This is a genomic window from Streptomyces sp. NPDC002884 (assembly GCF_040295245.1).
GTDB lineage: Bacteria > Actinomycetota > Actinomycetes > Streptomycetales > Streptomycetaceae > Streptomyces.
The window spans coordinates 15,764-40,753 of sequence record NZ_JBEOVB010000021.1; the positions used below are offsets into that span (position 1 = coordinate 15,764).

The window sequence follows — 24,990 nt, forward strand, 5'->3', positions numbered from 1 at the left end:
GTCGGAGACGGCGGAGAGGGCGGCGCAGTGAACGACGGCGACGGCGACGGCGACCGGGGCGCGGGGCACACGGCCCGGCCCCAGCGGGCGGACGCCCGGCGCAACAAGGAGACCCTGCTCGACGCGGCCGCCGCGATCTTCGTCACGGCGGGCGTGGAGGCTCCGGTGCGCGACATCGCGGCCAGGGCCGGCGTCGGGACGGCCACGATCTACCGCCACTTCCCGACGCGGGCGGACCTCATCATCGCCGTCTACCGGCACCAGGTCGACGCCTGCGCCGAGGCGGGTCCGGCCCTGCTGGCGGAAGGTCCGACCCCGCACGCCGCGCTGGGGCGGTGGATCGACCTCTTCGTGGACTTCCTGGTCACCAAGCACGGACTCGCCGCCGTGCTCCAGTCCGACAACGCGGGCTTCGAGACGCTGCACACGTACTTCCTCGACCGCCTCGTGCCCGTGTGCGGCCGTCTGCTCGACGCCGCGGCCGCCTCCGGTGAGATCCGGCCCGGCTTCCAGGCCTACGAGGTCATGCGCGGCGTCGGCAATCTGTGCGTCGGCGCGGACAACGATCCCCGCTACGACCCGCGCCGACTGGTCGAACTCCTCGTCGCGGGACTGCGCCGGCCGCACTGACCGCCGTCGGGCGGCCCGCGCGGGCCGCCCGCCCCGCCCGGCTCACCCCTCCCGGCGTACCGCGCCCGCCAGGATCCAGCCCTCGACCGCCTCGTACTGGCGGCGCTGCTCCTCCGCCTTGCGACGGCCCGAGACCACCGTGCCCAGCCAGCCGAAGGCGAAGCCCAGGGGGACGGTCACGATGCCCGTGGTGGTGAAGGGGAACCAGTTGAAGTCGGCCTCGGGGAAGGCGGAGACGGGCGAGCCCGAGACCAGGTTGGTGCCCGGCATGAGGAGCAGCACGGACAGGGTGCCGCCGATCAGGGTGGCCAGGAGGCCCGTGCGGGTGTAGCGGCGCCAGAAGAGGCTGTAGACGAGGGCGGGGGCGAGCGCCGAGGCGCCGAGGCAGAAGGAGAGGGTGACCAGGGGCTGCAGGCTGCGGTGCTGGACCTGGGCGGCGAGCAGGATCGTCGGGACGCCGACGGCCAGCGCGGACAGCCGGGCCAGGAGCATCTCGCGGCTCGCCGACATGTGCGGGTCGCGTGCCGCGAAGACGTCGTGGGCGAGGGAGTTGGCGCAGGCCAGGATCATGCCGGCGACCGAGGCAAGCACGGTGAGGAAGATGGCCGTCGTGACCGTCGTGAAGAGCAGGGTCTCGGCCGTGGACACCTCGCTGCCGAAGGCGGCCCGGGAGCCCAGCAGGTAGGCGGTGTTGCCCTGCGGGTCGGCCTGCGCGATCACCGCGCGGCCGACGATCGCCGTCGCGCCGAAGCCGACGACCGTCATGACCAGCACGAACAGCGCGACGCCGGAGACCGCCCAGGACATCGACCGGCGTACCTGACGGGCGCTGGAGGCGGTGTACATGCGCATGGTGATGTGGGGCAGACAGGCGCCGCCCAGCACGACCGACAACTGAGCGGTGATCATGTCGACGCGAGGGAAGGGACCGCCGGCGAACTCCAGCCCCGAGCGCAGGAAGGCGTCGCCGACCCCGCTGCCCTCGGCCGCCGCGTCGAAGAGGGCGCCCGGGTTCCAGTCGAAGCGGTAGAGGACGAGCAGGGCGATGACCGTGCCGGAGCCGAGCAGCATCACGATCTTCAGCATCTGGATGAGGGCGGTGCCCTTCATGCCGCCGATCGCCGCGTAGCTGATCATCAGCACGCCCATGCAGACGACGCACCCCGTCTTCACCGAGGCGCCGGAGAACCCCAGGATGAAGGCGAGCAGCTGACCGGTGCCGGCGAGCTGCACGAGCATCATCGGCAGCAGCGCGGTGAGCGTCACCGCGCACGCCGTGATGCGCACCGCCCGCCCCGGCATACGGCGGGCCAGCGCGTCGCCCATGGTGAACCGGCCCGCGTTGCGCAGCGGTTCGGCCAGCAGGAACATCAGCAGCATCAGCGAGAGGGCGGTACTGAGGGCGAGGACGACGCCGTCGTAGCCGCACAGCGCGATCACCCCGCCGGTGCCGAGGACGGTGGCCGCCGAGATGTAGTCCCCCGCGATGGCCAGGCCGTTGCGCAGCGGGGAGAGGGAGCGGTAGCCGGTGTAGAACTCGGCGAGGTCGTCGCGGTCGGGACCGGTCATCACGCACAGCAGCAGCGTGATCGTGGCGATCGCGGTGAACGCGACGAGGGACATCGTCTGCGCGTCGTCGCTGAACTCCGTCATCGTCCGGCCTCCTTGGTACGGGTTCCGCGCGCGTCCCGCTTCGCGTCGATCTCGGAGAGTTTGCGGATGCGGTCCGCGAGCGGGTCCACATGGCGGCGGGCGGTCCGCTCGTACAGGACGATCGCCAGACAGGTGACCGGGAGCTGGAGCAGGGCGAGCAGCAGACCCGCGGGGATACCGGTGGCGACCCTGCCGGTCATCAGGGACGGCGCGAACGCCGACAGGACCAGGAAGACGACGAAGTAGCCGAGCGCGGTGAGTGTGGCCACCCGCCGCTGGCGGCGGTAGGCGCCGCGCAGGACCCGCAGGTCGCTGTGGCGGCCCAGCGGGCCGTGGTCGGCCGGCCGGCGCCGAGGCGGTTCGGGCGGCCGGGGTGGCGGCTGCCATGGGTAGGTCGGGCCGGGGTGTGACGGGTCGTGTGACATCCCGTGCTCCTTGCGTGGCTCGGGTCCGTGGCGGCGGACCGCAGGGAGTGGGGGGTGGTGCGAGGGCGCACGTTACTCGGGAGTACGGCGGCTGCGAAGAGTTTTCACCAAACTGAGTGGTCGGTATGCGCTTACTGCACGAAATACCGCCTGACCTGGGGTGTTACCCGCGTTAACCCCACGGCTGTGTGGCTTCTGTGGGCGTTGTGGCGATCATCTGCACAGAATCGTGGTGAGGCCATCGACCCATCGACCCATCGGTCCATCGACCCATCGGTCCATCGGTCCATCGGCCCATCGACCCGTCGGCCGGTCGGCCGGTCGGCCGGTCGGCCGGTGAGTCCGCCGGGCCGTCACCGATCGGGCCGTCACCGGTGGGTCCGCCGGCCGGTCAGTCGGTCAGCCGGCCGGTCCGCCGGTCGGCCGGTCCGTCAGTCCGTCAGTACGGGGAACCTTCGTGGGGCCACGCACAGCAGCACCAGGAAGGCGAGTGCCGCCGCGCAGGCCGCGCCCAGATAGACGGCGTGCACGGCGCTCGCGACGGCGTCCCGGACGGTTTCGGGCGCCGCGTCGGCGGCCAGGGCGCGGTTGACGGAGTCCAGGTCGCCCGCGCCGCCCAGCCGGGCCGCCAGCACCCCGTTGGCGACCGCGCCGAACACCGACGCGCCGATCGTCTGCCCGGTCTGGCGGCAGAACAGCACGGACGCGGTCGTGGTGCCGCGTTCCGACCAGCCCACGGTCGACTGCACACCGACCAGGAGCGGGAGCTGGAAGAGGCCCAGCGCGGCGCCGAGCAGCAGCATCAGCAGGGCCGGCTGCCAGGCTTCGCCGGGATACGGCAGGAACGGGAACGCGAACAGGATCAGCGTGGCCGCGCCGATGCCCAGCAACGCCGTGTCGCGGAAGCCGATGCGCCGGTAGACGTGCTGGCTGAGGGCGGCGGAGAGCGGCCAGCTCAGGGTCCAGACGGAGAGGACGAACCCGGCGGCCACGGGCTCCAGGCCCAGCACCGACTGGGCGTACGTCGGCAGGAACACCGTCGGGGCCACCATCAGCAGACCCAGCGCGCCCAGCGCGAGGTTGACCGCCGCGATCGTGCGGCGGCGCCACACCCAGCCAGGGATGATCGGTTCCGCGGCCCGGCGTTCGATGACGACGACGAGCCCGGCCAGCGCCAGCCCGGTACCGAACAGGGCGAGCGACGGCCCCGACAGCCACGGCCACGCCACTCCGCCCTGCACCAGCGCGGTCAGCAGCACCCCGCCGCACGCGAACACCGTCAGCGCGCCCGCCCAGTCGACACGCGCGCGTGTACGCGACGCGCCACCCGTCGCGCGCACCCACGACCGTACCCACGACCCGCCACGCGCGCGTGGCGGCGGTTCCTGCCCGGCCGGCGACGACTGCCGTTGGGGCTCGTGCAGATGACGGACGATCAGCCACAACGCCACCGCGCCGATCGGCAGGTTGACGAGGAAGATCCAGCGCCAGTCCGCGTAGGCGGCCAGAAGCCCGCCGATGCCGGGCCCCGCGACCGCCGACACCGCCCACACCGTGGACAGTTTCGACTGGATCTTCGGCCGCTCCTTCAGCGGATACAGGTCGGCGGCGAGTGTCTGCACCGTGCCCTGCAACGCCCCGCCGCCCAGACCCTGCACGATGCGGAACGCGATCAGCGCCCCCATGTTCCAGGCCAGGGCGCACAGCAGCGAGCCGAGCAGGAAGAGGGCCGCCCCGGCGACCAGCACCGGCTTGCGGCCGAAGGTGTCGGACAGCTTGCCGTAGACGGGCAGGGTGACGGTCACGGCGAGCAGATAGCCGGAGAACAGCCAGGAGAAGACGGAGAACCCGCCCAGGTCGCCGACGATCTGCGGGACGGCCGTGGAGACCACGGTGGAGTCGAGGGCGGCCAGTGCCATGGAGAGCATGAGAGCGGCGACGACCGCTCCCCGTCTGTGCGGTGCGGTCGGCCGCGCGGCCTCGCGTGTCGCCGGCTGGATGTCCCCCACCTGATGTCCTCCCCGTGTCTCCCGTGCCCCTTGCATCCAACTGCCGGAGCTCAGCTTCCCACTTGACCCTCGCGTAGCGGGAGGGCGGAGCCTGACGGGGCCGGAGGGTGGAGACGACCCCGAAGGACCTCCACCTCGCGGTGGACGGCCCCTAGGGGTACCTCCGTACTACGGCTCGGGGAGGGTTCGTACTGCCGGAGGAGGAGAAGGGCGGGGTCCCGTCCTTAACCTGGCTTTACGCCGCTGGGGGGCGGCCGGCACCACTTCCGGGGGGTGGGGTTAACCCCCCGGAAAGACGGGCCCGAGCACCAGCGCGGGAGACCCCCTCCCGCCGACAGACTCTTCGACGTAGCGCCTCGCACCATCCCTTGATCGTCCGATGCGCCGCGCATCCGCTTCTGACATCCGACATAGGAGACGTACCGTGACTTCGGCTGTGACCATTCCCAGGCACGGGGGCACTGGAGGGCGTACGGCCGTAGCCGCGCGAGCGCGGCAGGTCGTCAAGGCGTACGGGTCCGGTGAGACCCGCGTCGTCGCCCTGGACCACGTCGACGTGGACATCGCCCGCGGCCAGTTCACCGCGATCATGGGCCCCTCGGGGTCCGGCAAGTCCACGCTGATGCACTGCCTCGCCGGTCTCGACACCGTCTCGTCCGGGCAGATCTACCTGGACGAGACCGAGATCACCGGGCTCAAGGACAAGAAGCTCACCAAGCTGCGCCGGGACCGCATCGGGTTCATCTTCCAGGCGTTCAACCTGCTGCCCACGCTCAACGCGATAGAGAACATCACGCTGCCGATGGACATCGCCGGCCGCAAGCCGGACAAGGCGTGGCTGAACCAGGTCGTGGAGACCGTCGGGCTCGCCGACCGCCTCAGGCACCGGCCCACCCAGCTCTCCGGCGGTCAGCAGCAGCGCGTCGCCGTGGCCCGCGCCCTCGCCGCCCGCCCGGAGATCATCTTCGGGGACGAGCCCACCGGGAACCTCGACTCGCGCGCGGGCGCCGAGGTCCTGGGCTTCCTGCGCCGCTCGGTGGACGACCTGGGCCAGACCATCGTCATGGTCACGCACGACCCGGTGGCGGCCTCGTACGCGGACCGGGTGCTGTACCTCGCGGACGGCCGGATCGTCGACGAGATGTTCAAGCCGACCGCCGAGACCGTCCTGGACCGGATGAAGGACTTCGACGCGCGGGGGCGTACGTCATGACCGTCATGAAGACCTCGATGCGCAACTTCTACGCGCACAAGGGGCGCATGGCCCTGTCGGCCGTGGCGGTCCTGCTGTCGGTGGCGTTCGTCTGCGGGACGCTCGTCTTCACCGACACGATGAACACCACCTTCGACAAACTCTTCGCCAGCACCTCCTCCGATGTGACGGTGAGCGCGAAGAGCGCCTCGGACACCGGTGAGACGACCTCCGACAACGGCAAGCCGCCGGTCATGCCGGCCTCCGTGCTCGGTGACGTCCGCAAGGCGGACGGGGTGAAGTCGGCGGAGGGGACCGTCTTCTCGACCTCCGCGACCGTCGTCGACGCCGACAAGGACAGCCTGTCGCCCTCCAGCGGCGCGCCCACCATCGTCGGCAACTGGAACGGCAACGACGCCCGCACCATGGAGATCACCGACGGCGCGGCGCCCAAGGGCTCCGACCAGGTGATGGTGGACGCGGACACCGCCGACAAGCACCACCTGAAGCTCGGCGACGAGATCGGCGTGATCACCGCGGTCGGCACGCACACCGCGAAGGTCTCCGGCATCGCCGCCTTCCAGGTCACCAACCCCGGCGCGGCGATCTTCTACCTGGACACGAAGACCGCCCAGCAGGCCCTGGTCGGCGAGTCGAACGTCTACACGAACGTCAATGTGACGGCCGCGTCCGGGGTGAGCGACGCGCAGCTCAAGAAGAACGTGGCTGCCGCGATCGGCGCCGACTACAAGGTGCAGACGGCCAAGGAGACCGCCGACGCCAACCGGGACAGCGTCGGGGGCTTCCTGGACGTGATGAAGTACGCGATGCTCGGCTTCGCCGGGATCGCCTTCCTCGTCGGCATCTTCCTGATCATCAACACCTTCTCCATGCTGGTCGCGCAGCGCACCCGTGAGATCGGCCTGATGCGGGCCATCGGCTCCAGCCGCAAGCAGGTCAACCGGTCCGTGCTCGCGGAGGCCCTGCTGCTGGGCGTGGTCGGCTCGCTCCTCGGCGTCGGCGCGGGCGTCGGCATCGCGGTCGGCCTGATGAAGCTCATGGGCATGACCGGCATGAACCTGTCCACGGACGACCTGACGGTCGCCTGGACGACCCCCGTGGTCGGCATGGTCCTCGGCGTCGTCGTCACGGTGCTGGCGGCCTACCTCCCGGCCCGCCGGGCCGGCAAGGTCTCCCCGATGGCCGCGCTGCGCGACGCGGGCGCCCCCGCCGACGCCAAGGCGGGCGCCGTACGGGCCCTCATCGGCCTGGTCCTCACCGGCGCCGGAGGTTTCGGCCTCTACCTCGCCTCCGTCGCCGACAAGGCCGCCGAGGGCTCCCTCTGGCTGGGCCTGGGCGTGGTGCTGAGCCTGATCGGCTTCGTGGTGATCGGCCCGCTGCTGGCGGGCGTGGTGGTCCGGGTGCTGGGCGCCGTCGTGCTGCGGGCCTTCGGCCCGGTCGGACGGATGGCGGAGCGCAACGCGCTGCGCAACCCGCGCCGCACCGGCGCCACGGGCGCGGCCCTGATGATCGGCCTCGCGCTGGTCGCCTGTCTGTCGGTGGTCGGCTCCTCCATGGTCGCCTCCGCCACGGAGGAGCTCGACAAGAGCGTCGGCACGGACTTCATCATCCAGAGCGACGGCGGTCAGCTGATGACCCCGCAGGCGGTGCAGGCCATCAAGGCGACCCCGGGCCTGGAGCGGGTCACCGAGTACAAGTGGACCCAGGCCGACTTCACCACGCCCGACGGCAAGAAGCTCGACAAGACGGCGATCACGGCGGCCGACCCGACCTACGCGACCGACCTCCGCGTCGAGACCGTCGCCGGCGACCTGACCGACGCCTACCGTCCCGACTCGATGTCCGTCCACGAGAAGTTCGCCAAGGACCACAAGATCACCCTCGGCTCCGAGATCTCCGTGGCCTTCAAGAACGGATCCACGGCCCGACTGACGGTCCGCGCGATCACCAGCAGTGACGTCGTCATCGACCAGGGCGCGATGTACACCTCCATCGCCACCCTCAAGAAGTACGTCCCGGCCGACAAGCTGCCGCTCGACGACCTGGTCTTCGCCACGGCGAAGGACGGGCAGCAGGACGCCGCGTACACGTCCCTGAAGGCGGCGCTGCACGACTACCCGCAGTACACCGTCCGCGATCAGACCGACTACAAGCAGGAGCTGAAGGACCAGATCGGGCAGCTGCTGAACCTGATCTACGGCCTGCTCGCCCTCGCGATCATCGTCGCCGTCCTGGGCGTGGTGAACACCCTCGCCCTGTCGGTGGTGGAGCGCACGAGGGAGATCGGCCTGATGCGGGCGATCGGTCTCTCCCGCCGCCAGCTGCGCCGCATGATCCGCATGGAGTCGGTCGTCATCGCCCTCTTCGGTGCCCTGCTGGGCCTCGGCCTGGGCATGGGCTGGGGAGCCACCGCCCAGCAGCTCCTCGCGCTCCAGGGCCTCGACGTCCTCGAGATCCCGTGGCCGACGATCATCGGCGTGTTCATCGGCTCCGCCTTCGTGGGCCTGTTCGCCGCCCTGATCCCGGCGTTCCGCGCGGGCCGCATGAACGTCCTGAACGCGATCGCGACGGACTAGCCCCTCCCGAACCAGCCCCTCCCGAACCAGCCCGGCACCGAGAAGAACGGGGGTCTTCTCGGTGCCGGGCTCATTCGTGTCCGCCGGCCGGTCCGGCGCTCGAGGACGAGGCCGTTCGGGCCGGAGGCGGGGGTCCTGGGCGGCGGTCCCCGGGGCCGGAGAGGGAAGGGGCGGCGGGGGCGAGGGGCGTCGCGCGCGGCCCCCACCGCCCCCCGGGTTGTCCACAGCCCCCGACGGACACCCCCGCCCCGACGTACGCTGGACACCCCCGGCCCGTGACACGCGTCGGGCCCTTCGCGTTGCCCACCCCGGACCCCGGTACGCCCGCATCCCCGAAGAACGCCGCGTACCCGGGCCCCTCGGACGGAAAGCCCCCCATGAGCCTGCACGGTCTGCTCGACGCCGTCGTCAAGGACAGCGCCCTCGCGGAAGCGATCCCCGCGGCCGCCGACGGCAACCGCATGCACGTCGACCTCGTCGGCCCCCCGGCGGCCCGCCCCTTCGCCATCGCCGCCCTCGCCCGCGAGACCGGCCGCACGGTCCTCGCGGTGACGGCCACCGGCCGCGAGGCCGAGGACCTGGCGGCCGCCCTGCGCTCGCTGCTGCCGGCGGACGGCGTGGTGGAGTACCCGTCCTGGGAGACGCTCCCGCACGAGCGCCTCAGCCCGCGCAGCGACACCGTCGGCCGCCGTCTCGCCGTTCTGCGCCGTCTGGCCCACCCGCGCCCCGACGACCCGGAGACCGGCCCGGTCTCGGTCGTCGTGGCGCCGGTCCGCTCGGTGCTCCAGCCGCAGGTCAAAGGCCTCGGCGAGCTGGAACCCGTGGCTCTGCGCACGGGCCGTACGGCCGACCTGAACGAGATCGTCGAAGCCCTCGCCGCAGCCGCCTACGCGCGCGTGGAGCTCGTCGAGAAGCGCGGCGAGTTCGCCGTACGGGGCGGCATCCTGGACGTGTTCCCGCCGACCGAGGAACACCCCCTGCGCGTCGAGTTCTGGGGCGACGAGGTGGAGGAGATCCGCTACTTCAAGGTCGCCGACCAGCGCTCACTGGAGGTCGCCGAACACGGCCTGTGGGCCCCGCCGTGCCGTGAACTCCTGTTGACGCAGGACGTGCGCACGCGTGCGCGTGCCCTCGCCGAGGAGCACCCCGAGCTCGGCGAACTGCTCGGCAGGATCGCCGAGGGCATCGCCGTCGAGGGCATGGAGTCCCTGGCCCCGGTGCTGGTCGACGACATGGAGCTGCTGATCGACGTCCTGCCCGAGGGCGCGATGGCCGTCGTCTGCGACCCGGAGCGGGTACGCACGCGTGCCACCGACCTCGTGGCGACGTCCCAGGAGTTCCTCCAGGCGTCCTGGGCGGCCACCGCCGGCGGCGGTGAGGCACCCATCGACGTCGACGCGGCCTCCCTGTGGTCCATCGCGGACGTCCGCGACCACGCGCGCGAGCTGGACATGATGTGGTGGTCGGTGTCGCCGTTCGCGGCCGACGAGTCGTTCACCCATGCCGCTGACGCGGCGGGGTCCGCCGACACGCTGAAGCTCGGCATGCACGCCCCCGAGACCTACCGCGGCGACACCGCCAAGGCCCTGGCCGACACCAAGGGCTGGCTGGCCGACGGCTGGAGCGTCGCCTTCGTCACCGAGGCGCACGGCCCGGCGGCCCGCACCGTCGAGGTGCTCGGCGGCGAGGGCGTCGCGGCCCGCCTGGACGCCGACCTGGCCGAGCTCGGCCCGTCCCTGGTGCACGTCTCCTGTGGCTCGATCGACTACGGCTTCGTCGACCCGGTGCTCCGTCTCGCCGTCCTCACGGAGACCGACCTGACCGGCCAGAAGGCGGCCGGCAAGGACGGCGCCCGGATGCCCGCGCGCCGCAGGAAGACCATCGATCCGCTCACCCTGGAGGCGGGCGACTACATCGTCCACGAGCAGCACGGCGTGGGCCGCTACATCGAGATGGTGCAGCGCACGGTCCAGGCCGCCACGCGCGAGTACCTCGTCGTGGAGTACGCGCCCGCCAAGCGCGGCCAGCCCGGCGACCGTCTCTACATCCCGACCGACCAGCTGGAGCAGATCACCAAGTACGTCGGCGGCGAGGCCCCCACGCTGCACCGGCTCGGGGGCGCCGACTGGACGAAGACCAAGGCGCGCGCGAAGAAGGCGGTCAAGGAGATCGCCGCCGACCTGATCAAGCTGTACAGCGCGCGGATGGCGGCCCCCGGTCACGCCTTCGGCGCGGACACCCCCTGGCAGCGCGAGCTGGAGGACGCCTTCCCCTACGTGGAGACGCCCGACCAGCTGACCACCATCGCCGAGGTCAAGGACGACATGGAGAAGACGGTTCCGATGGACCGCCTGATCTGCGGCGACGTCGGCTACGGCAAGACGGAGATCGCCGTCCGGGCCGCCTTCAAGGCCGTCCAGGACGGCAAGCAGGTCGCCGTCCTGGTGCCCACCACCCTCCTCGTGCAGCAGCACTTCGGGACGTTCAGCGAGCGGTACGCGCAGTTCCCGGTGAACGTCAGGGCGCTGTCCCGCTTCCAGACGGACACGGAGGCGAAGGCCACCCTGGAGGGGCTGCGCGAGGGCGCGGTGGACATCGTCATCGGCACCCACCGCCTGTTCTCCTCCGAGACCAAGTTCAAGGACCTCGGCCTCGTCATCGTCGACGAGGAGCAGCGCTTCGGCGTCGAGCACAAGGAGCAGCTGAAGAAGCTGCGCGCGAACGTGGACGTCCTGACGATGTCGGCGACCCCGATCCCCAGGACCCTGGAGATGGCGGTGACGGGCATCCGCGAGATGTCGACGATCACCACGCCCCCGGAGGAGCGCCACCCGGTGCTCACCTTCGTCGGCCCGTACGAGCAGAAGCAGATCGGCGCCGCCATCCGCCGCGAACTGCTGCGCGAGGGCCAGGTCTTCTACATCCACAACCGGGTCGAGTCGATCGACCGCGCGGCGGCGAAACTGCGCGAGATCGTGCCCGAGGCGCGCATCGCCACCGCCCACGGCCAGATGTCGGAGACGGCGCTGGAGCAGGTCGTCGTCGACTTCTGGGAGAAGAAGTTCGATGTGCTCGTCTCGACGACGATCGTCGAGTCCGGCATCGACATCTCCAACGCGAACACGCTGATCGTGGAGCGCGGAGACACCTTCGGGCTGTCCCAGCTGCACCAGCTGCGCGGCCGGGTCGGACGAGGGCGCGAGCGGGGCTACTCGTACTTCCTCTACCCCCCGGAGAAGCCCCTCACGGAGACCGCCCACGAGCGTCTCGCCACGATCGCCCAGCACACCGAGATGGGCGCGGGCATGTACGTGGCGATGAAGGACCTGGAGATCCGGGGCGCCGGAAACCTGCTCGGCGGCGAGCAGTCCGGTCATATCGCGGGCGTCGGCTTCGACCTGTACGTCCGGATGGTCGGCGAGGCCGTCGCGGACTACCGGCGTCAGCTGGAGTCCGGCGGGGTCGAGGAGGAGCCGCCGCTCGAGGTCAAGGTCGAGCTGCCCGTCGACGCGCACGTCCCGCACGACTACGCGCCGGGCGAGCGGCTGCGCCTCCAGGCCTACCGGTCCATCGCCTCCGCCAACTCGGAGGAGGACGTCAAGGCGGTCCGCGAGGAACTCGTCGACCGCTACGGCAAGTTGCCGGAGCCGGTGGAGAACCTGCTGCTGGTGGCGGGACTGCGGATGCTGGCACGCGCGTGTGGCGTCGGCGAGATCGTGCTCCAGGGCGCCAACATCCGCTTCGCGCCGGTGGAGTTGCGCGAGTCCCAGGAGCTGCGCCTCAAGCGGCTCTACCCCGGGACCGTCCTGAAGCCGGCCGCGCACCAGATCCTGGTGCCCCGTCCGAAGACCGCGAAGGTCGGCGGCAAGCCGCTGGTCGGACGGGAACTGCTGGGCTGGGTAGGCGAGCTGCTGGCATCGGTCCTGGGGTCGTAGGGCGAGCCACCGGGCCACCGTCGCGGTCGCGGTCGTTGTAGCCGTCGTGGTCGTGGTCGTGGTCGTGTTCGGTCATCGGGCCACCGGTCGGATCCGTCCGCCGGTGGCCTCGGCCAGGGCCGACGCGAGACGGTTGCGGACGGCGACCTGGGCCGCGATGCGCTCGTCCATGACCGCGAGGCGCCGCAGCGCGACCCGCAGATTGCGGCCGCTCGGCGGCGACGCCGTGACGTCCCGGTCCAGGCACGGCAGGAAGACGCGTGCGTCGTCCAGGGTGAGTCCCGCGTCCACCAGATGACGGATGTTGCGGACACGGACGACGACGCAGGGGTCGTAGAGCCGGTAGCCGTTGGCGGCCCGCTCGGAGTCGATGAGTCCCGCCTGTTCGTAGTGCCGCAGGGCGCGCGGTGAGACTCCGGTGGCCCTGCCGACCTCGCCGATGCGCAGGGGGCGTCCGGGCGGACGGGAGGGATCCTCACGCGGGCGGAGGCGGTCGTCGTCGTCCGGGCCGGGCTGCTGCATGCGCGCCAGTCTCATGCGACCACCGCTCCGCCGTCCACCGGGAGGATCACGCCCGTGATGAACGACGCCTGGGGTGAGGCCAGTTGGGTGATCGCCCAGGCGATCTCCGGCGGCCGGCCGACCCGGCCGAGCGGGGTGTGCGCGAGCTGCCACTCGCGGATCGCCACCCGCTGCTCGGGGGTGTGGCCGCTGTGGTCGGCGATCGGCGTCTCGACCGCGCCGGGCGCCACCGCGGCGACGCGGATCCCGAGCGGCGCGAGCTCGACCGCCCAGCTGCGCGTGAGCACTTCGAGGGCCGCCTTGCCCGCCGCGTACAGGGAGTTGCCGGGCCAGCCGCGCTGTCCGACGGCCGTCGTCACGTTCACGACGACGCCCCGGGTGTTCGTGAGGGCGGGCAGCGCGGCCTGGGTGAGCAGGACGGGGGCGATCAGGTTCGTCGCGAGCTGGGGCCGGACGGAGTCCCGCGTGTAGGTGCGCAGGGACTTGGTGTCGACGACCGCCGCGTTGTTGACCAGGACGTCGACACGGCCGCCGCCCCGCTCCAGGGCCGTACCGACGACGGTGGCCGGTCCGTCCTCCGCGGTGATGTCCACGGCGAGCGGGACGATGCGGTCCCGGTCGTACGCGGCGGTCTCGGCGAGGGGTGCCGGGCGCCGGCCCACGGCGATCACGCGCGCTCCCTGCGCGGCGAAGGCATGGGCGGTGGCGCGGCCGATCCCGGTGCCGGCGCCGGTGACGATGACGGTACGGCTGCTGTTCTGCTGGCTCATGGGGCGATCGTCGGACCCTGACACCGGCGTCAGGGTCAAGCGCGCGCCGGGACCCCGCCGGCCTCAGGCGGAGGGGAACAGGTTCATGGGCAGCGCGCGGAACACCTCCTCGGGGTCCTCGTCGCCCAGGAGGCCGTCGAGGTTGTGGCCGAGCAGGAGGGTGGCGAAGCCGTGGGCCAGGGACCAGACCGCGATACGGGCCCGCCGGGCGTCCGTGCCGTCCCCGGCGGGTGCGGGTGCGGGTGCGGGTGCGGATGTGGATGTGGGTGGGGGTGCCGTGGTGGCGATGGCGTCGGTCAGGGCGGCGGCGGACAGGGCGCGGGCCGTGGTCAGCTCCAGGTCGTCGGCGCGCAGCAGCCCGGGCGAGAACATCACCTGGAAGTGCGCCGGGTGCTCGCGCGCGAAGCGGACGTAGCGCGCGCCCGCCTCCCGTAGGTCCGCCGCCTCCGCCAGCGCGGTGGCCAGCAGACCGTGTCCCTCCGCCGCGATCGCCGTCAGCAGACCCGTGCGGTCCCGGAAGTGGTGGGCCGGCGCCGCGTGCGAGACGCCGGCGCGGCGGGCCAGGTCGCGCAGGCTCAGGCCGGTGGGGCCGTCGGTGGCGATGACGTCGAGGGCGGCGGTCAGGATGGCGCGCCGCAGGTCACCGTGGTGGTAGGGGCGGTCGTTCATGGGCAGCAGCGTACGCGGTATCTAGTCATTGACAAGTTCGCGAGGCTCGGGCAATCTTGTCAGTGTCAAGTTGTGGCCGATGTCCGAACGCGACGAGGGGGAGACGTCATGTCCGAGAATCGCGAGAACCAGGTGACCGAACAGGCCGAGCGAGGCGAGCGGGGCGAACAGGCCGAGCGGGGCGAACAGGTCGCGCCCGGCCAGGCCCGTCGGCTCTGGCATCTGCTGGAGCCGCTGCACGCGGTGATGTACTACGCGCCGGAGGTCTTCGAGGAGGCCGGCGCGCTCGGCTACTCGACCGAGGACCGCTGGGGGAGCTACTTCCCGCTCCGTGCGGCCCCGTTGGGACCGGTGAGCGCCGAGGCGGTGACCTCGGCCTTCTACAGCTTCCGGCCCGGCATGGTCGCCCGGCATGTCGAGGGCGCCTGGAAGGTCGCCGCCCCCGAAGCCGCCCTGGCGGCGAGACTGAGAGGCATCGACCGGCTGTACCGCAAGCTGTTCGGTGACCTGGTGGACAGCCCCGAGCTGGCCGAGGCCGCCGCCCTCGCCCGCCGCGCCGCCGAGGCGGCGGACACGGCGGGGCGTCCGCTCGCCGCGGCCAACGCCGCGCTGGACTGGCCGAGCGAGCCCCACCTCCAGCTCTGGCAGGCGGCGACCGTCCTGCGTGAGCACCGCGGGGACGGTCACCTCGCCGCCCTGCTCCTCGCCGGCCTCGACCCGACCGAGGCGCTCGTCTCCTTCGCCGCGATAGGCGCCGCGTCCGTCGAACGCTTCGAGAGCCGCGGCTGGACCCACGAGGAGTGGACGGCGGCGAGCGAGCGGCTGACGTCCAGAGGGCTGCTGGAGACGGACGGTACGGCGACGGAGGCGGGCCGCGACCTGCGCCGCCGCATCGAACAGGACACCGACCGGCTGGCCCTCGGCCCCTGGCAGGCTCTCGGCCCGCAGTCCACGGAGCGTCTGGCCGCGCTTCTCGGCGACTACTGGGTCGCGGTGCTGGGATCCGGCCTGCTGCCCTCGGAGTCGACGCTCGGCATCGGGAGGGTGTGAGCGGCGCCGCCGCCGCGGGTGGCAGGGCGAAGCCGCCCGCGGCGGGTTGGCTCTGCGCGGGCGGCCTCATGTGCCGGGTGATGTCGGTGGCTCGGCCCCCATGAGTCTTCGGGCCGGGCTGCGGCCGAATCTGCGGCCGGGTCCGGGGCGATTCTGCGGGCTAGGGCTGTTCGGGCCGTTCCTCGTCCATGCCGAGCCGCTCGTGCAGCTTCTGCTGCCCGGAGTCGACCTGGGACTCGTACTTGTTGCCCGTCTTCTCGTTCGCCTTCCGCTCCGCGGCGTCGGACATGTTCCTGGCCTTGTCCTGCGCCGCCTTGTTGCTCTTGAACCTGTCGAGGATGCCCATCCAGAGCTCCTTCCGGAGGTGTCTCCATCGACGATATTCCCGACAAGTACGAGATGCCCACTTGGGTCGCGGGTGGTCTGGACCTCCCGACTGCCCCCGAGCGCCCCCTCGCTACCGTGTGTGCCAGTCCCCGTCAGGGGAAAGCGCCCTGTGCGGGGTGGTGTCGGGCAGGCAAGGGGAGGGGCGCGTGAGGCGTCTGAGGGGCGGGGCGGCGGTTGCCGCTGTGCTGATGTGTGCCGTTTCGGTGGCCGGATGCAAGGAGCAGGTGACCGGCTCGGACTCCGGTTCCGGCGCGGGTTCGGCTTCCGGTGGTGCGGGAGCGACGGCGGGCGGTGGTGCGGGGAGCGGCGGAGCGGCCCTCGCGGCGGCCGAGTCGCTGACGGTGAAGGGGAGAGCACCCAAGACCGGCTACGACCGGGAGAAGTTCGGCTCCGCCTGGGCGGACACCGACTCGAACAGCTGCGACACCCGCGACGACATCCTCAAGCGCGATCTGGAGGAGGTGAAGTTCACCGGCGGCGTGTGCAAGGTGTCCTACGGCGTACTGGAGTCGGACCCGTACTCCGGGAAGGACGTGACGTACCGGCGTGGCAGCAGCAAGGTCGACATCGACCATGTGGTCGCCCTGTCCGACGCCTGGCAGAAGGGCGCCAAGTACTGGGACGCCGGCAAGCGGATAGCTCTCGCCAACGATCCGCTCAACCTCCTGGCCGTCGACGCGAGCACCAACCGTTCCAAGGGGGACGGCGACACGGCGACCTGGCTGCCGCCCAACAAGGCCTACCGGTGCACCTATGTCGCGGCGCAGGTCGCCGTGAAGAAGAAGTACGAACTGTGGGTCACCGCGGCGGAGAAGTCCGCGATGGAGAAGGTCCTGGAGACCTGCCCCGCCCAGAAACTCCCCACCGGGGGCAACCCCACGAAGGCACCGGAGCGTTTCCACGCGGGGTGAGCAGGCCGGCAGTGCGCCTGCGGCCCTATGACGACCCCACGGCAGCCCCGGTGCTCCAGGTGCCTCGGCGGCTGCCGAAGTCGCTCAGCTCGCCGAGGCGCCTGGGACAGCCGAAGCCGCCGAGCTCGCCGAAGCACCGGGGGCGGCCGAAGCCGCCGAGGCGCCCGAAGCGTCTGGGGCCGCCAAGAGGCCGCCGGGGCCGCCGATCCCGCCGAAGCACCCAGGGCGGCTGAAACGACCGAGGGGGCCCGGGGCGCCGAAACTGCCGAGGCCGCCGAGGCCGCCAAGGCCGTCGAGGCCGTCGAGGCCGTCGAGGCCGCTGAAAATCCGGTCCCGGCTGGTCGTCTCCTCGCCTACCGTGACCGCATGGAACTGAAGGTGTCCAGCCTCGCCGATCGTCCCGACATGCTCGGTCCGGTCCAGGACATGCCCGATACCTGGCCGGAGTTCGCGACACAGGACCTGGTGGGCAACGGGCACTACGGCCGGATCCCGGTCGAGTTCCCGGAGTATGTGCTGTTCGCGCAGGACGAGCAGGAGCAGGTCGTCGCCCATGCCTACAGCGTGCCGTTCGCCCTGCACGCCGACGGTCGTGGCGGGTTGCCCGCCCGGGGCTGGGACCAGGTGCTCGTCTGGGCCTTCGCCGATCGGCGGAGCGGGGTGCGGCCCGACACGGTGAGCGCGATCTCGATCGTCATCGCCCCGCACGCGCAGGGCCTCGGCCTGTCCGGGCGGATGCTGGCGGCGATGAGGGACAGTGCCCGGGCGAAGGGCTTCACCGAGGTCGTGGCCCCGGTCCGGCCGAACGCCAAGCATCTCGAGCCGCGCACTCCGATCGAGGAGTACGCGCACCGGGTCCGGGAGGACGGGCTGCCGTACGACCCGTGGCTGCGGGTGCACGTGCGGGCGGGCGCGAGCATCGAGCGGGTCGCGCCGGCGTCGATGACGGTGGCGGGCTCGCTGGCGGAGTGGCGGCGCTGGACCGGGCTGCCCTTCGACACCCGGGGCGACATCGAGGTGCCCGGCGCGCTGGTCCCCGTGCGGTGCGAGCCGGAGCGGGACCACGCGGTGTACGTCGAGCCCAACGTGTGGATGCGGCACCCTCTGTGAGGGAGACGCGCGGTGTCACCGGCAGGTGGCGCCCACGGGGTCACCTCGCGCCGAGCCCCCAGGTCTGTCGCGCGCGGGCCCTACCGCCCGTAGGGGTACCCCTGCTGATACGGCTGGCCCTGAGGGGCCATGGGCGCCCCGTACGCGGGCTGGGCGGCCGGGATCTTCTTGTCGAACACCGCGGACAGCAGCAGCACCGTCGCCGTCAGCAGGGTCACCAGTATGGCGATGCCGAAGAAGGCGTCCCCGTCGCCGTCGGGCGTGATCACCGCCCACGGCAGGATCACGCACTCGTACAGCGCGAACGAGCCGAAGGCCACCCAGTCCGAGGAGAGGCCGCGGCGGGTCGCCACGTACAGGAAGGGCACCCAGACCAGGAAGCCCAGTGAGCACCAGACCAGGACCACCCAGGCGAGCCGCTGGAACCAGCCGGCCGTCAGCCGTCTCTCCGCGCCCGCCCCGGTCGTCATCGTCGGCATTGTCATGTCGCCCCCCAAGTCACCTGGGGCAAGCGTAGGACACGGACAGGCCGCTTCAGGTCATCGCTTCTTTACTGTGACATGAGCGAATCTTGTGGCGATGAGGGCGCTGTGTTTCCCGACCGGTGAGAGGCCGCGGGTTACCGTGCGATCCGTCCGGTGCTGGACGTCGAGCCGAGGCCGTATCGTCGCACCGAATCAGGGGACTTCAGCCAGACACGACCGTACGCAGCGACAACGCCGTACGCGAAGACGAACGATGGGGTGGGGATGGCCGAGCACCGGCAGTCCAGAAAGCGCAGATACATCACGTGGGGCGTGGCCGGAGCGGCCGTCCTCGCGGGGGCGGGGATAGCGGCGCAGACCTCGATGGCGGCCACCACCTGGCCCGCCCAGAAGACGTACACCGGCCGTGCCTTCGACGCCTGCACCGCGCCCTCCCTGGCCGCGATGAAGGCCTGGAAGACCGACGGCTACTACGGGGGCGCCGCCGTCTACGTCGGTGGCAAGAACCGCGGCTGCGCGCAGCCCAACCTGACCGCCTCCTGGGTGAAGTCGGTCAACACGGCCGGCTGGAAGCTGATCCCGATCTACGTGGGCGCCCAGCCGTCCTGCCAGACCGGCTCCAGCCCCGAGAAGCTCACCGCCGCCACGGCCGCCTCCCTCGGCGCGACCGACGGCGCGGACGCGGTCGCCAAGGCCTCGGCGCTCGGCATGAAGGCCGGCAGCCCGGTCTACCTCGACATGGAGCCCTACGACATCACCGACAAGGCGTGCAACGACGCCGTGTTGACGTATGTGCGCTCCTTCACCAAGACGCTGCGCGCCAAGGTCTACCGGGCCGGCTACTACGGCTTCAGCAGTTCCAGCGCCAAGGCCGTCGCCACCGCGACGAACAAGACGGACCTGCCGGGCAACCTCTGGTACGCGCTGTGGGACAAGAAGGACACCACGACGACCGACTGGCCGTGGGGCGCCACCCAGTACACCGGCCACAGCCGCGGTCACCAGTACATGGTCAACAGCAAGGAGACCCGCGGCGGCTACACGATCACCGTGGACCGCGACGCGTGGGACGCCCCGGTCGCCATCGTCGGCTGAACCGGATCGGCCTCGCCAGGGGCGCCCCGCGCGCGTGGGGCTGAGCCCTCGCACCGAAGAGCGGGCGACGAGCGGGCGCGGCGGTGCCCGAAGTCCTGGTGAATCGTTGGTCGAATGGGTTGGCCCCAGCCGTCCCACTGCCTAACATCGATCACCGCAAGACTTTGTGCACCGTCGCACAATCTCCTCGGGAGGTTTCCTTGCACCGCCGTCGTCGCACCGCGCTCCTGCTGTCCGCCGCGATCGTGGCGGCCCCGCTCCTCGCCGCCTGTGGGAACGACGCGCATCCCGGCGCGGCGGCCGTGGTCGGCGACCAGCGGATCACCGTCGCCCAGCTGGAGAGCCGGGTGAACGAGGTGCGCACGGCCCAGCGGGCCGCGGTCACCGACGACGCCCAGTACGCGCAGGCCGTCGCCCAGACCGGTTCCCTCGCCCGGGACACCCTGCACGGCATGGTCCTCGACAAGGTGCTGCACCGCGCCGCGCAGGACGCGGGCATCACCGTCAGCCGTCGGGAGGTCCAGGAGATGCGGGCCGGCCTGGAGCAGCAGGCGGGCGGCGCGCAGGGCCTGGAGGCGGCATGGCTCCAGCAGTACGGCATTCCGCCGCAGCGCCTCGACGAGAACCTCCGCCTCCAGCTGGAGGCCCAGAAACTCGCCACCGAGCTCGGCACGAACACCAGCCAGCCGGCCTTCTGGAACGCGCTGTCCAAGGCGTCCAAGGCGCTCGACGTCGACCTCAACCCGCGCTACGGGAACTGGGACGCGCAGAAGGTCGCCCGCGTCGACGCGAAGACGCCCTGGGTACGGGAGATCTCGGCGGCGGGAACGCAGCAGCCGACGTGACCATGTGATCGTACGACCGGCCGGTCCTCCCTGTGGATAACTCGCGAGGGCGCTGACGGGCGTGGGTTACGTTCGGGGTGTGAACGCCATCAGCTCCGCCGCCGCTCCCACCGAGGCCGAGGCCCCCGGCCGCGTCGTCCTGCTCACCACCAGCCACCGGGTCGCCCCCGGTCTGCTGTCCTGGCCCGCCTGGCAGGCCCTGCGCACGGCGGACCGGGTGCTGTGCGCGGACGGCGCGCATCCGCAGCTGCCCTATCTGCGGGACGCGGGCATCACCGTCGAGGAGACCTCCCCGGCCGCCGAGGAACTGCTCGCCGCCTGCGCCGGCGGCCGCACGGTCGTGGTCGTGGCCACCGGCGAGGGCGAACCGGCCCTCACCGACGGCCTGGCCCGCCTGGCCGGCTCCGGCCGTGTGTCCATGCCCGACCTGGAACTGCTCCCCGCCTCCTACGACCTCCCGGGAGCCCGGCTCCTCGACCTCGTCCAGGTCATGGACCGCATCCGCGCCGAATGCCCGTGGTCCTCCCGGCAGACCCACAAGGGCCTGGCGAAGTACGCGGTCGAGGAGTCGTACGAACTGGTCGAGGCGATCGAGGACGGCGACCACGACGAACTCCGCGAGGAACTGGGAGACGTGCTGCTCCAGGTCGTCTTCCACGCCCGCATCGCCGAGGAGGACGAGGAGTCCCCGTTCTCCGTCGACGACGTGGCGGGCACGATCGTCGCCAAGCTCATCCACCGCCACCCCCATGTCTTCGGCGACGCCACCGCCACCACCCCGGAGGAGGTGAAGGAGCACTGGCTCCGCACGAAGGCGGCGGAGAAGCGGCGGGAGTCGGTGACGGACGGCGTACCCCTCCACCAGCCCGGACTGGCCCTCGCGGCGAAGCTGGTGTCCCGGGCCCGCACGGCACGGCTCGAGGTACCGCTGCCGACGGCCGAGGGCATCGGCTACGAACTGCTCGCCCTGGCGGCGCGAGCCGAATCGGAGGGCGTCGACCCGGAGGCGGCCCTGCGCGCGGCGGCCAGGGCGTACCGGGACGCGATCCGGGGTGTCGAGGGGGTGGATGGTTAGTACGGTGAGTTCCTGATCCGGTTCGTGGGGTGCGGGGGCTTGTATGGAACGGGAGTCGGAGGAGCTGGCGGCCTGGGCCGCGGAGGTGCTCAACAGGGGGCTGCTGTCGGAGAACCGGGAGGAGATCCGGCGGGCGTTCGTCGCGTGGTTCGCGCGCCACGGGGGAGCCGGGGCGGTCCCGGTACAGATCACCCTTCCGTCCGACGGCCTGGAAGAGACGCTCATTGCGGTCGAGGGCCGGCACTTCGAGGCCGCGCTCCTGTCCGGCGAGGAAGGATCGCTCACCGGCCTGTTCGAGCTGATCGACCGCTTCGAGCAGGCTCCGCGGCCCCCCGAGCCCGCTGCCCGGCCCTCTTCCGGCGACACCGTCGGCTACTACGGCGGCACCTACCACGGCCAGGTGGTGGGCGTCCTGAACCAGCACACCTACGCACCGCCGCCCGGCGTCTTCGCGGTGCCCGACCCCGGCAGCTGGCCCACGGTGGCGGACGCCGACCTGGTGACCCTGGGCGTGCGGCCCGCCGGGCGGCACTCGGCGGACCCGGCGCTGCCGCCGTACGTCCCCCGCGACATCGACGAGACGCTGCGGGGCTGGACCGCGCGGGACAGACTGCTGGTGATCACGGGCGGGCCGCTCACCGGCAAGTCGAGGACGGCCTGGGCGGCCGTCGTCCGCGAGACGGACCCCCGGACCCGGGTGTACGCGCCCGCTCCCGGCACGGACCTGCGCGGACTGCCCGCCCTGCTGCGCGGCCGGGACGGCGGGTACGTGCTCTGGCTGGACGAACTGGAGGGCCACCTCGGCGAGCACGGGCTGACCGTGGTCCTGCTGGCCGACCTGAGGACGCTGGGTGTCCCGGTGGTGGCCACGATGGGCGACGACCTGTACGACGCGCACCGCTTCGGCGGTGGACCCGCGTCCCGGCTGATGACGCTGGCACGGTCGGAGCGGGTGAGTTCGCGCTGGAGCGAGCAGGAGGTCGAGCGGCTGACCGCCCTGCGCGACGACCTGCTCGGCGAGGCACTCGACCGGCGCGGCGCCACCGGTGTCACCCAGTACCTGGCCATCGGCGCGGAACTCCGGGCGCAGTGGCAGCGGGCCGGGTACTCCAACAGCCGCCATCCGTACGGTCACCTGCTGATCCGGGCCGCGACGGACCTCGCCCGCTGTGGCGTCACCGGGGACATCCCCCGCCGGCTGCTGGAGGAGGCGTGCCGCACTCACGGCGCGCACCGGCCGGCGGGGCGGGCGCAGCCGGAGTCGTTCCAGGAGGCCGTCGACTGGGCCGTCCAGCCGCTGCACGGGGTCACCGGGATGCTGGTACCGGGAGCGCCGCTTCGGGTGGGGGAGAGCGAGGAGACCTGGCGGCCGTACGGCTCACTGGTCGTCGACGCCGAGCAGGAGACCGCGAGGGCCGTCCCGGACGCCGTCTGGCGCTGCGCGCTGGAGGGGACGAAGTACGACACCGGGGTGCACCTCAACGTCCGTGCCACCGCCGACGTCGTCTTCTCGGCCAGGGCGCAGGAGGGTGACGCCGGGGCGATGCACCTGCTGAGCCTGCTCTCCGAGAACGAGGCCACGGCACTGGACTGGCTGCGCAGGGCCGTGGACGCGGGGAGGACGGAGCTGGCGGGGCAGGTCGGCGAGCGGCTCCTCGGACGGGGGGAGGCGGAGGAGGCGCTGCCTTATCTGCGGACGGCGGCCGAGGCGAAGCCCGATGGTCCGGAGGCGCGGCTGCTCGGGGAGGCGCATCTGGCGCTGGCCGAGCAGTGGCTGCGCAAGGCGGCGGCCGGCCGTGACATGGCGGCGGCACACCGGCTGGGTGACCTGCTGCTCGGACGCGGCGACCTCAGCGAGGCGATGGACTGTTACATCGGCGCCGAGATGCAGGGCTACGCCCCCGTCGCCCGGAGCGCGGCCGTGTCCTTTCTGCTGAGCCACGAGGAGGAGGCGGCCGAGGTACTGCTGGCCCGCGCCGCCGCCGACGGCGACGAGGGGGCCGCGGAGTTGCTGGCCGACATCCGCAAACCGCGACAGAGCCTGGGCGACGCGGCGGACTACTTCGCCGGCGAGGGGCGGCTGGATGCCACGCACCAGGCCGTCGTGGCGGAGAAGACGGGGTCCCTGGAAGATGCCCGCAAGGGGTACGAGCAGGGCTACGCCCAAGGCGACGCCTATGCCGCCTACCGGCTCGCCCTCCTCCTCGGCAAACAGGACAACCCCGCCGAAGCCATCCTCTGGTATCGCAGGGCCGCCGACATGGGGCACCCCGGCGCGCGCAAGGCCCTCGCGGAACAGGTCGAGGACACCGCTACGGTCGAGGAGTGACCGAGCAGCCCGACACAGACCACCCGGACCGCACCGCTCCCGAACTCTTCACCTGGGAGTTCGCGACCGACCCCTACCCCGCCTACGCCTGGCTGCGCGAGCACGCGCCCGTGCACCGCACCGTGTTGCCCAGCGGTGTCGAGGCCTGGCTGGTCACCCGGTACGCCGACGCGAAACAGGCCCTCGCCGACCAGCGGCTCTCCAAGAACCCGGCGCATCATGACGAACCGGCGCACGCCAAGGGCAAGACCGGCATCCCCGGTGAGCGCAAGGCCGAGCTGATGACGCATCTGCTCAACATCGACCCGCCGGACCACACCCGGCTGCGACGGCTCGTCAGCAAGGCCTTCACGCCCCGCCGGGTCGCCGAGTTCGCGCCGCGCGTCCAGGAGCTGACGGATCAGCTCATCGACCGGTTCGCTGCCGAGGGCGGGGCCGACCTCATCCACGACTTCGCCTTCCCTCTCCCCATCTACGCGATCTGCGACCTCCTGGGCGTGCCCCGCGAGGACCAGGACGACTTCCGCGACTGGGCGGGGATGATGATCCGGCACGGCGGGGGTCCGCGGGGCGGGGTCGCGCGGTCGGTGAAGAAGATGCGCGGCTACCTGCTGGAGCTCATCCACCGCAAGCGCGCGGAGCTCCCCGCCGACCCGGCTCCCGGCGAGGACCTCATCTCCGGCCTGATCCGCGCCTCGGACCACGGCGAGCACCTCACCGAGAACGAGGCCGCCGCCATGGCCTTCATCCTGCTGTTCGCCGGCTTCGAGACGACCGTCAATCTCATCGGCAACGGCACCTACGCCCTCCTCACCCATCCCGAGCAGCGTGAACGTCTCCAGCGGTCGCTCACCGGGGACGACGGCGACCGCGGCCTCCTCGAAACCGGCGTCGAGGAACTCCTGCGCTACGACGGCCCCGTGGAACTCGCCACCTGGCGGTTCGCGACCGAGCCGCTGAGCGTCGGGGGGCAGGACATCGCGCCGGGCGATCCCGTTCTCGTCGTGCTGGCGGCCGCCGACCGTGACCCGGCGCGTTTCTCGGATCCCGACACCCTCGACCTGTCCCGCCGCGACAACCAGCACCTCGGCTACGGCCACGGCATCCACTACTGCCTGGGCGCCCCGCTGGCCCGGCTGGAGGGCCAGACCGCGCTGGCCACCCTTCTCACCCGGCTGCCCGATCTCCGACTGGCCGTGGATCCGGCCGAGTTGAGGTGGCGCGGTGGGCTCATCATGCGCGGACTGCGTACGCTGCCGGTCGAGTTCACTCCGGTGCATTCCGGCTCATAAGCGGTCCAT

At 71.8% G+C, this 24,990-nt stretch carries 20 protein-coding genes; 12 read left to right on the forward strand and 8 right to left on the reverse strand.

Annotated features, from left to right (window positions below; genetic code table 11):
- Positions 1-27: 27 nt before the first annotated feature.
- Positions 28-630, forward strand: a complete 603-nt coding sequence (locus tag ABT070_RS31390; RefSeq protein ID WP_351765511.1) for a TetR/AcrR family transcriptional regulator — start codon at positions 28-30, stop codon at positions 628-630.
- Positions 631-672: 42 nt separating this feature from the next.
- Here the strand turns inward: ABT070_RS31390 and ABT070_RS31395 are convergent, their stop codons facing one another.
- The 3 genes from ABT070_RS31395 to ABT070_RS31405 all read right to left on the reverse strand — a co-directional run bounded on the left by ABT070_RS31395 (position 673) and on the right by ABT070_RS31405 (position 4,717).
- On the reverse strand, positions 673-2,283 hold the full coding sequence (locus ABT070_RS31395) for a sodium/solute symporter (protein ID WP_351765513.1): 1,611 nt from the start codon (positions 2,281-2,283) through the stop codon (positions 673-675).
- Entirely contained in the window at positions 2,280-2,708 is a 429-nt protein-coding gene (locus ABT070_RS31400; RefSeq protein ID WP_351765515.1) for a DUF485 domain-containing protein, read from the reverse strand. The genes ABT070_RS31395 and ABT070_RS31400 overlap by 4 nt, the downstream gene beginning before the upstream one ends.
- Before the next feature lie 431 nt (positions 2,709-3,139).
- Positions 3,140-4,717, reverse strand: a complete 1,578-nt coding sequence (locus ABT070_RS31405; RefSeq protein ID WP_351765517.1) for an MFS transporter — start codon at positions 4,715-4,717, stop codon at positions 3,140-3,142.
- A 424-nt stretch (positions 4,718-5,141) separates the two neighbouring features.
- On the opposite strand from ABT070_RS31405, the gene ABT070_RS31410 reads away from it, so the two are divergent.
- The 3 genes from ABT070_RS31410 (at position 5,142) to mfd (ending at position 12,441) form a co-directional block, all read left to right on the forward strand.
- A complete protein-coding gene (locus ABT070_RS31410; protein WP_171397724.1) occupies positions 5,142-5,930 on the forward strand; it encodes an ABC transporter ATP-binding protein in 789 nt (262 codons plus the stop codon).
- A complete protein-coding gene (locus tag ABT070_RS31415) occupies positions 5,927-8,506 on the forward strand; it encodes an ABC transporter permease (protein ID WP_351765520.1) in 2,580 nt (859 codons plus the stop codon). Before ABT070_RS31410 ends, ABT070_RS31415 begins: the two co-directional genes overlap by 4 nt.
- A 377-nt stretch (positions 8,507-8,883) precedes the next feature.
- Positions 8,884-12,441: a transcription-repair coupling factor gene (gene mfd / locus ABT070_RS31420; RefSeq protein ID WP_351765522.1), complete on the forward strand. Its 3,558-nt coding sequence runs from the start codon at positions 8,884-8,886 to the stop codon at positions 12,439-12,441.
- Positions 12,442-12,513: 72 nt separating this feature from the next.
- On the opposite strand, the gene ABT070_RS31425 is transcribed toward mfd, so the two are convergent.
- The 3 genes from ABT070_RS31425 to ABT070_RS31435 form a co-directional block, all read right to left on the reverse strand.
- Entirely contained in the window at positions 12,514-12,888 is a 375-nt protein-coding gene (locus ABT070_RS31425) for a MerR family transcriptional regulator (RefSeq protein ID WP_351765700.1), read from the reverse strand.
- An 86-nt stretch (positions 12,889-12,974) separates the two neighbouring features.
- Entirely contained in the window at positions 12,975-13,733 is a 759-nt protein-coding gene (locus tag ABT070_RS31430; protein ID WP_351765524.1) for an SDR family NAD(P)-dependent oxidoreductase, read from the reverse strand.
- A 63-nt stretch (positions 13,734-13,796) separates the two neighbouring features.
- Positions 13,797-14,402 carry a TetR/AcrR family transcriptional regulator gene (locus ABT070_RS31435; RefSeq protein WP_351765526.1) on the reverse strand — a complete coding sequence of 202 codons (606 nt, stop codon included), beginning with the start codon at positions 14,400-14,402 and terminating at the stop codon, positions 13,797-13,799.
- A gap of 108 nt (positions 14,403-14,510) precedes the next feature.
- Here ABT070_RS31435 and ABT070_RS31440 point away from each other — a divergent pair, with 108 nt between their 5' ends.
- Positions 14,511-15,452, forward strand: a complete 942-nt coding sequence (locus tag ABT070_RS31440) for an SCO6745 family protein (RefSeq protein WP_351765528.1) — start codon at positions 14,511-14,513, stop codon at positions 15,450-15,452.
- A gap of 160 nt (positions 15,453-15,612) precedes the next feature.
- On the opposite strand, the gene ABT070_RS31445 is transcribed toward ABT070_RS31440, so the two are convergent.
- Entirely contained in the window at positions 15,613-15,798 is a 186-nt protein-coding gene (locus ABT070_RS31445) for an antitoxin (protein WP_351765530.1), read from the reverse strand.
- 187 nt (positions 15,799-15,985) lie between these two features.
- On the opposite strand from ABT070_RS31445, the gene ABT070_RS31450 reads away from it, so the two are divergent.
- Positions 15,986-16,750: an HNH endonuclease family protein gene (locus ABT070_RS31450; RefSeq protein WP_351765532.1), complete on the forward strand. Its 765-nt coding sequence runs from the start codon at positions 15,986-15,988 to the stop codon at positions 16,748-16,750.
- 366 nt (positions 16,751-17,116) lie between these two features.
- Positions 17,117-17,860 (forward strand): GNAT family N-acetyltransferase, encoded by a 744-nt coding sequence (locus ABT070_RS31455; protein ID WP_351765534.1) that lies wholly within the window; start codon positions 17,117-17,119, stop codon positions 17,858-17,860.
- 80 nt (positions 17,861-17,940) lie between these two features.
- Here the strand turns inward: ABT070_RS31455 and ABT070_RS31460 are convergent, their stop codons facing one another.
- Entirely contained in the window at positions 17,941-18,330 is a 390-nt protein-coding gene (locus ABT070_RS31460) for a hypothetical protein (RefSeq protein WP_351765536.1), read from the reverse strand.
- A 279-nt stretch (positions 18,331-18,609) separates the two neighbouring features.
- Here ABT070_RS31460 and ABT070_RS31465 point away from each other — a divergent pair, with 279 nt between their 5' ends.
- The 5 genes from ABT070_RS31465 to ABT070_RS31485 all read left to right on the forward strand — a co-directional run bounded on the left by ABT070_RS31465 (position 18,610) and on the right by ABT070_RS31485 (position 24,981).
- Positions 18,610-19,440 (forward strand): glycoside hydrolase domain-containing protein, encoded by an 831-nt coding sequence (locus ABT070_RS31465; RefSeq protein ID WP_351765538.1) that lies wholly within the window; start codon positions 18,610-18,612, stop codon positions 19,438-19,440.
- A gap of 200 nt (positions 19,441-19,640) precedes the next feature.
- Positions 19,641-20,285, forward strand: coding sequence for a SurA N-terminal domain-containing protein (locus ABT070_RS31470; protein ID WP_351765539.1), 645 nt, complete (start codon positions 19,641-19,643; stop codon positions 20,283-20,285).
- A 79-nt stretch (positions 20,286-20,364) separates the two neighbouring features.
- Positions 20,365-21,360 (forward strand): nucleoside triphosphate pyrophosphohydrolase, encoded by a 996-nt coding sequence (locus tag ABT070_RS31475; protein WP_351765541.1) that lies wholly within the window; start codon positions 20,365-20,367, stop codon positions 21,358-21,360.
- Positions 21,361-21,403: 43 nt separating this feature from the next.
- Positions 21,404-23,689 (forward strand): tetratricopeptide repeat protein, encoded by a 2,286-nt coding sequence (locus tag ABT070_RS31480; RefSeq protein WP_351765543.1) that lies wholly within the window; start codon positions 21,404-21,406, stop codon positions 23,687-23,689.
- Positions 23,686-24,981 (forward strand): cytochrome P450 family protein, encoded by a 1,296-nt coding sequence (locus tag ABT070_RS31485; protein WP_351765545.1) that lies wholly within the window; start codon positions 23,686-23,688, stop codon positions 24,979-24,981. The genes ABT070_RS31480 and ABT070_RS31485 overlap by 4 nt, the downstream gene beginning before the upstream one ends.
- The last annotated feature ends 9 nt before the right edge of the window (positions 24,982-24,990 follow it).

What these genes read in the sequence shown, in the direction of transcription:
- ABT070_RS31395 (WP_351765513.1), bottom strand. Translation starts at nt 2,283, where the DNA reads ATGACGGAGTTCAGCGACGACGCGCAGACGATGTCCCTCGTCGCGTTC.
- ABT070_RS31400 (WP_351765515.1), bottom strand. Translation starts at nt 2,708, where the DNA reads ATGTCACACGACCCGTCACACCCCGGCCCGACCTACCCATGGCAGCCG.
- ABT070_RS31415 (WP_351765520.1), top strand. Translation starts at nt 5,927, where the DNA reads ATGACCGTCATGAAGACCTCGATGCGCAACTTCTACGCGCACAAGGGG.
- mfd (WP_351765522.1), top strand. Translation starts at nt 8,884, where the DNA reads ATGAGCCTGCACGGTCTGCTCGACGCCGTCGTCAAGGACAGCGCCCTC.
- ABT070_RS31430 (WP_351765524.1), bottom strand. Translation starts at nt 13,733, where the DNA reads ATGAGCCAGCAGAACAGCAGCCGTACCGTCATCGTCACCGGCGCCGGC.
- ABT070_RS31435 (WP_351765526.1), bottom strand. Translation starts at nt 14,402, where the DNA reads ATGAACGACCGCCCCTACCACCACGGTGACCTGCGGCGCGCCATCCTG.
- ABT070_RS31440 (WP_351765528.1), top strand. Translation starts at nt 14,511, where the DNA reads ATGTCCGAGAATCGCGAGAACCAGGTGACCGAACAGGCCGAGCGAGGC.
- ABT070_RS31445 (WP_351765530.1), bottom strand. Translation starts at nt 15,798, where the DNA reads ATGGGCATCCTCGACAGGTTCAAGAGCAACAAGGCGGCGCAGGACAAG.
- ABT070_RS31455 (WP_351765534.1), top strand. Translation starts at nt 17,117, where the DNA reads ATGGAACTGAAGGTGTCCAGCCTCGCCGATCGTCCCGACATGCTCGGT.
- ABT070_RS31460 (WP_351765536.1), bottom strand. Translation starts at nt 18,330, where the DNA reads ATGACGACCGGGGCGGGCGCGGAGAGACGGCTGACGGCCGGCTGGTTC.
- ABT070_RS31465 (WP_351765538.1), top strand. Translation starts at nt 18,610, where the DNA reads ATGGCCGAGCACCGGCAGTCCAGAAAGCGCAGATACATCACGTGGGGC.
- ABT070_RS31480 (WP_351765543.1), top strand. Translation starts at nt 21,404, where the DNA reads ATGGAACGGGAGTCGGAGGAGCTGGCGGCCTGGGCCGCGGAGGTGCTC.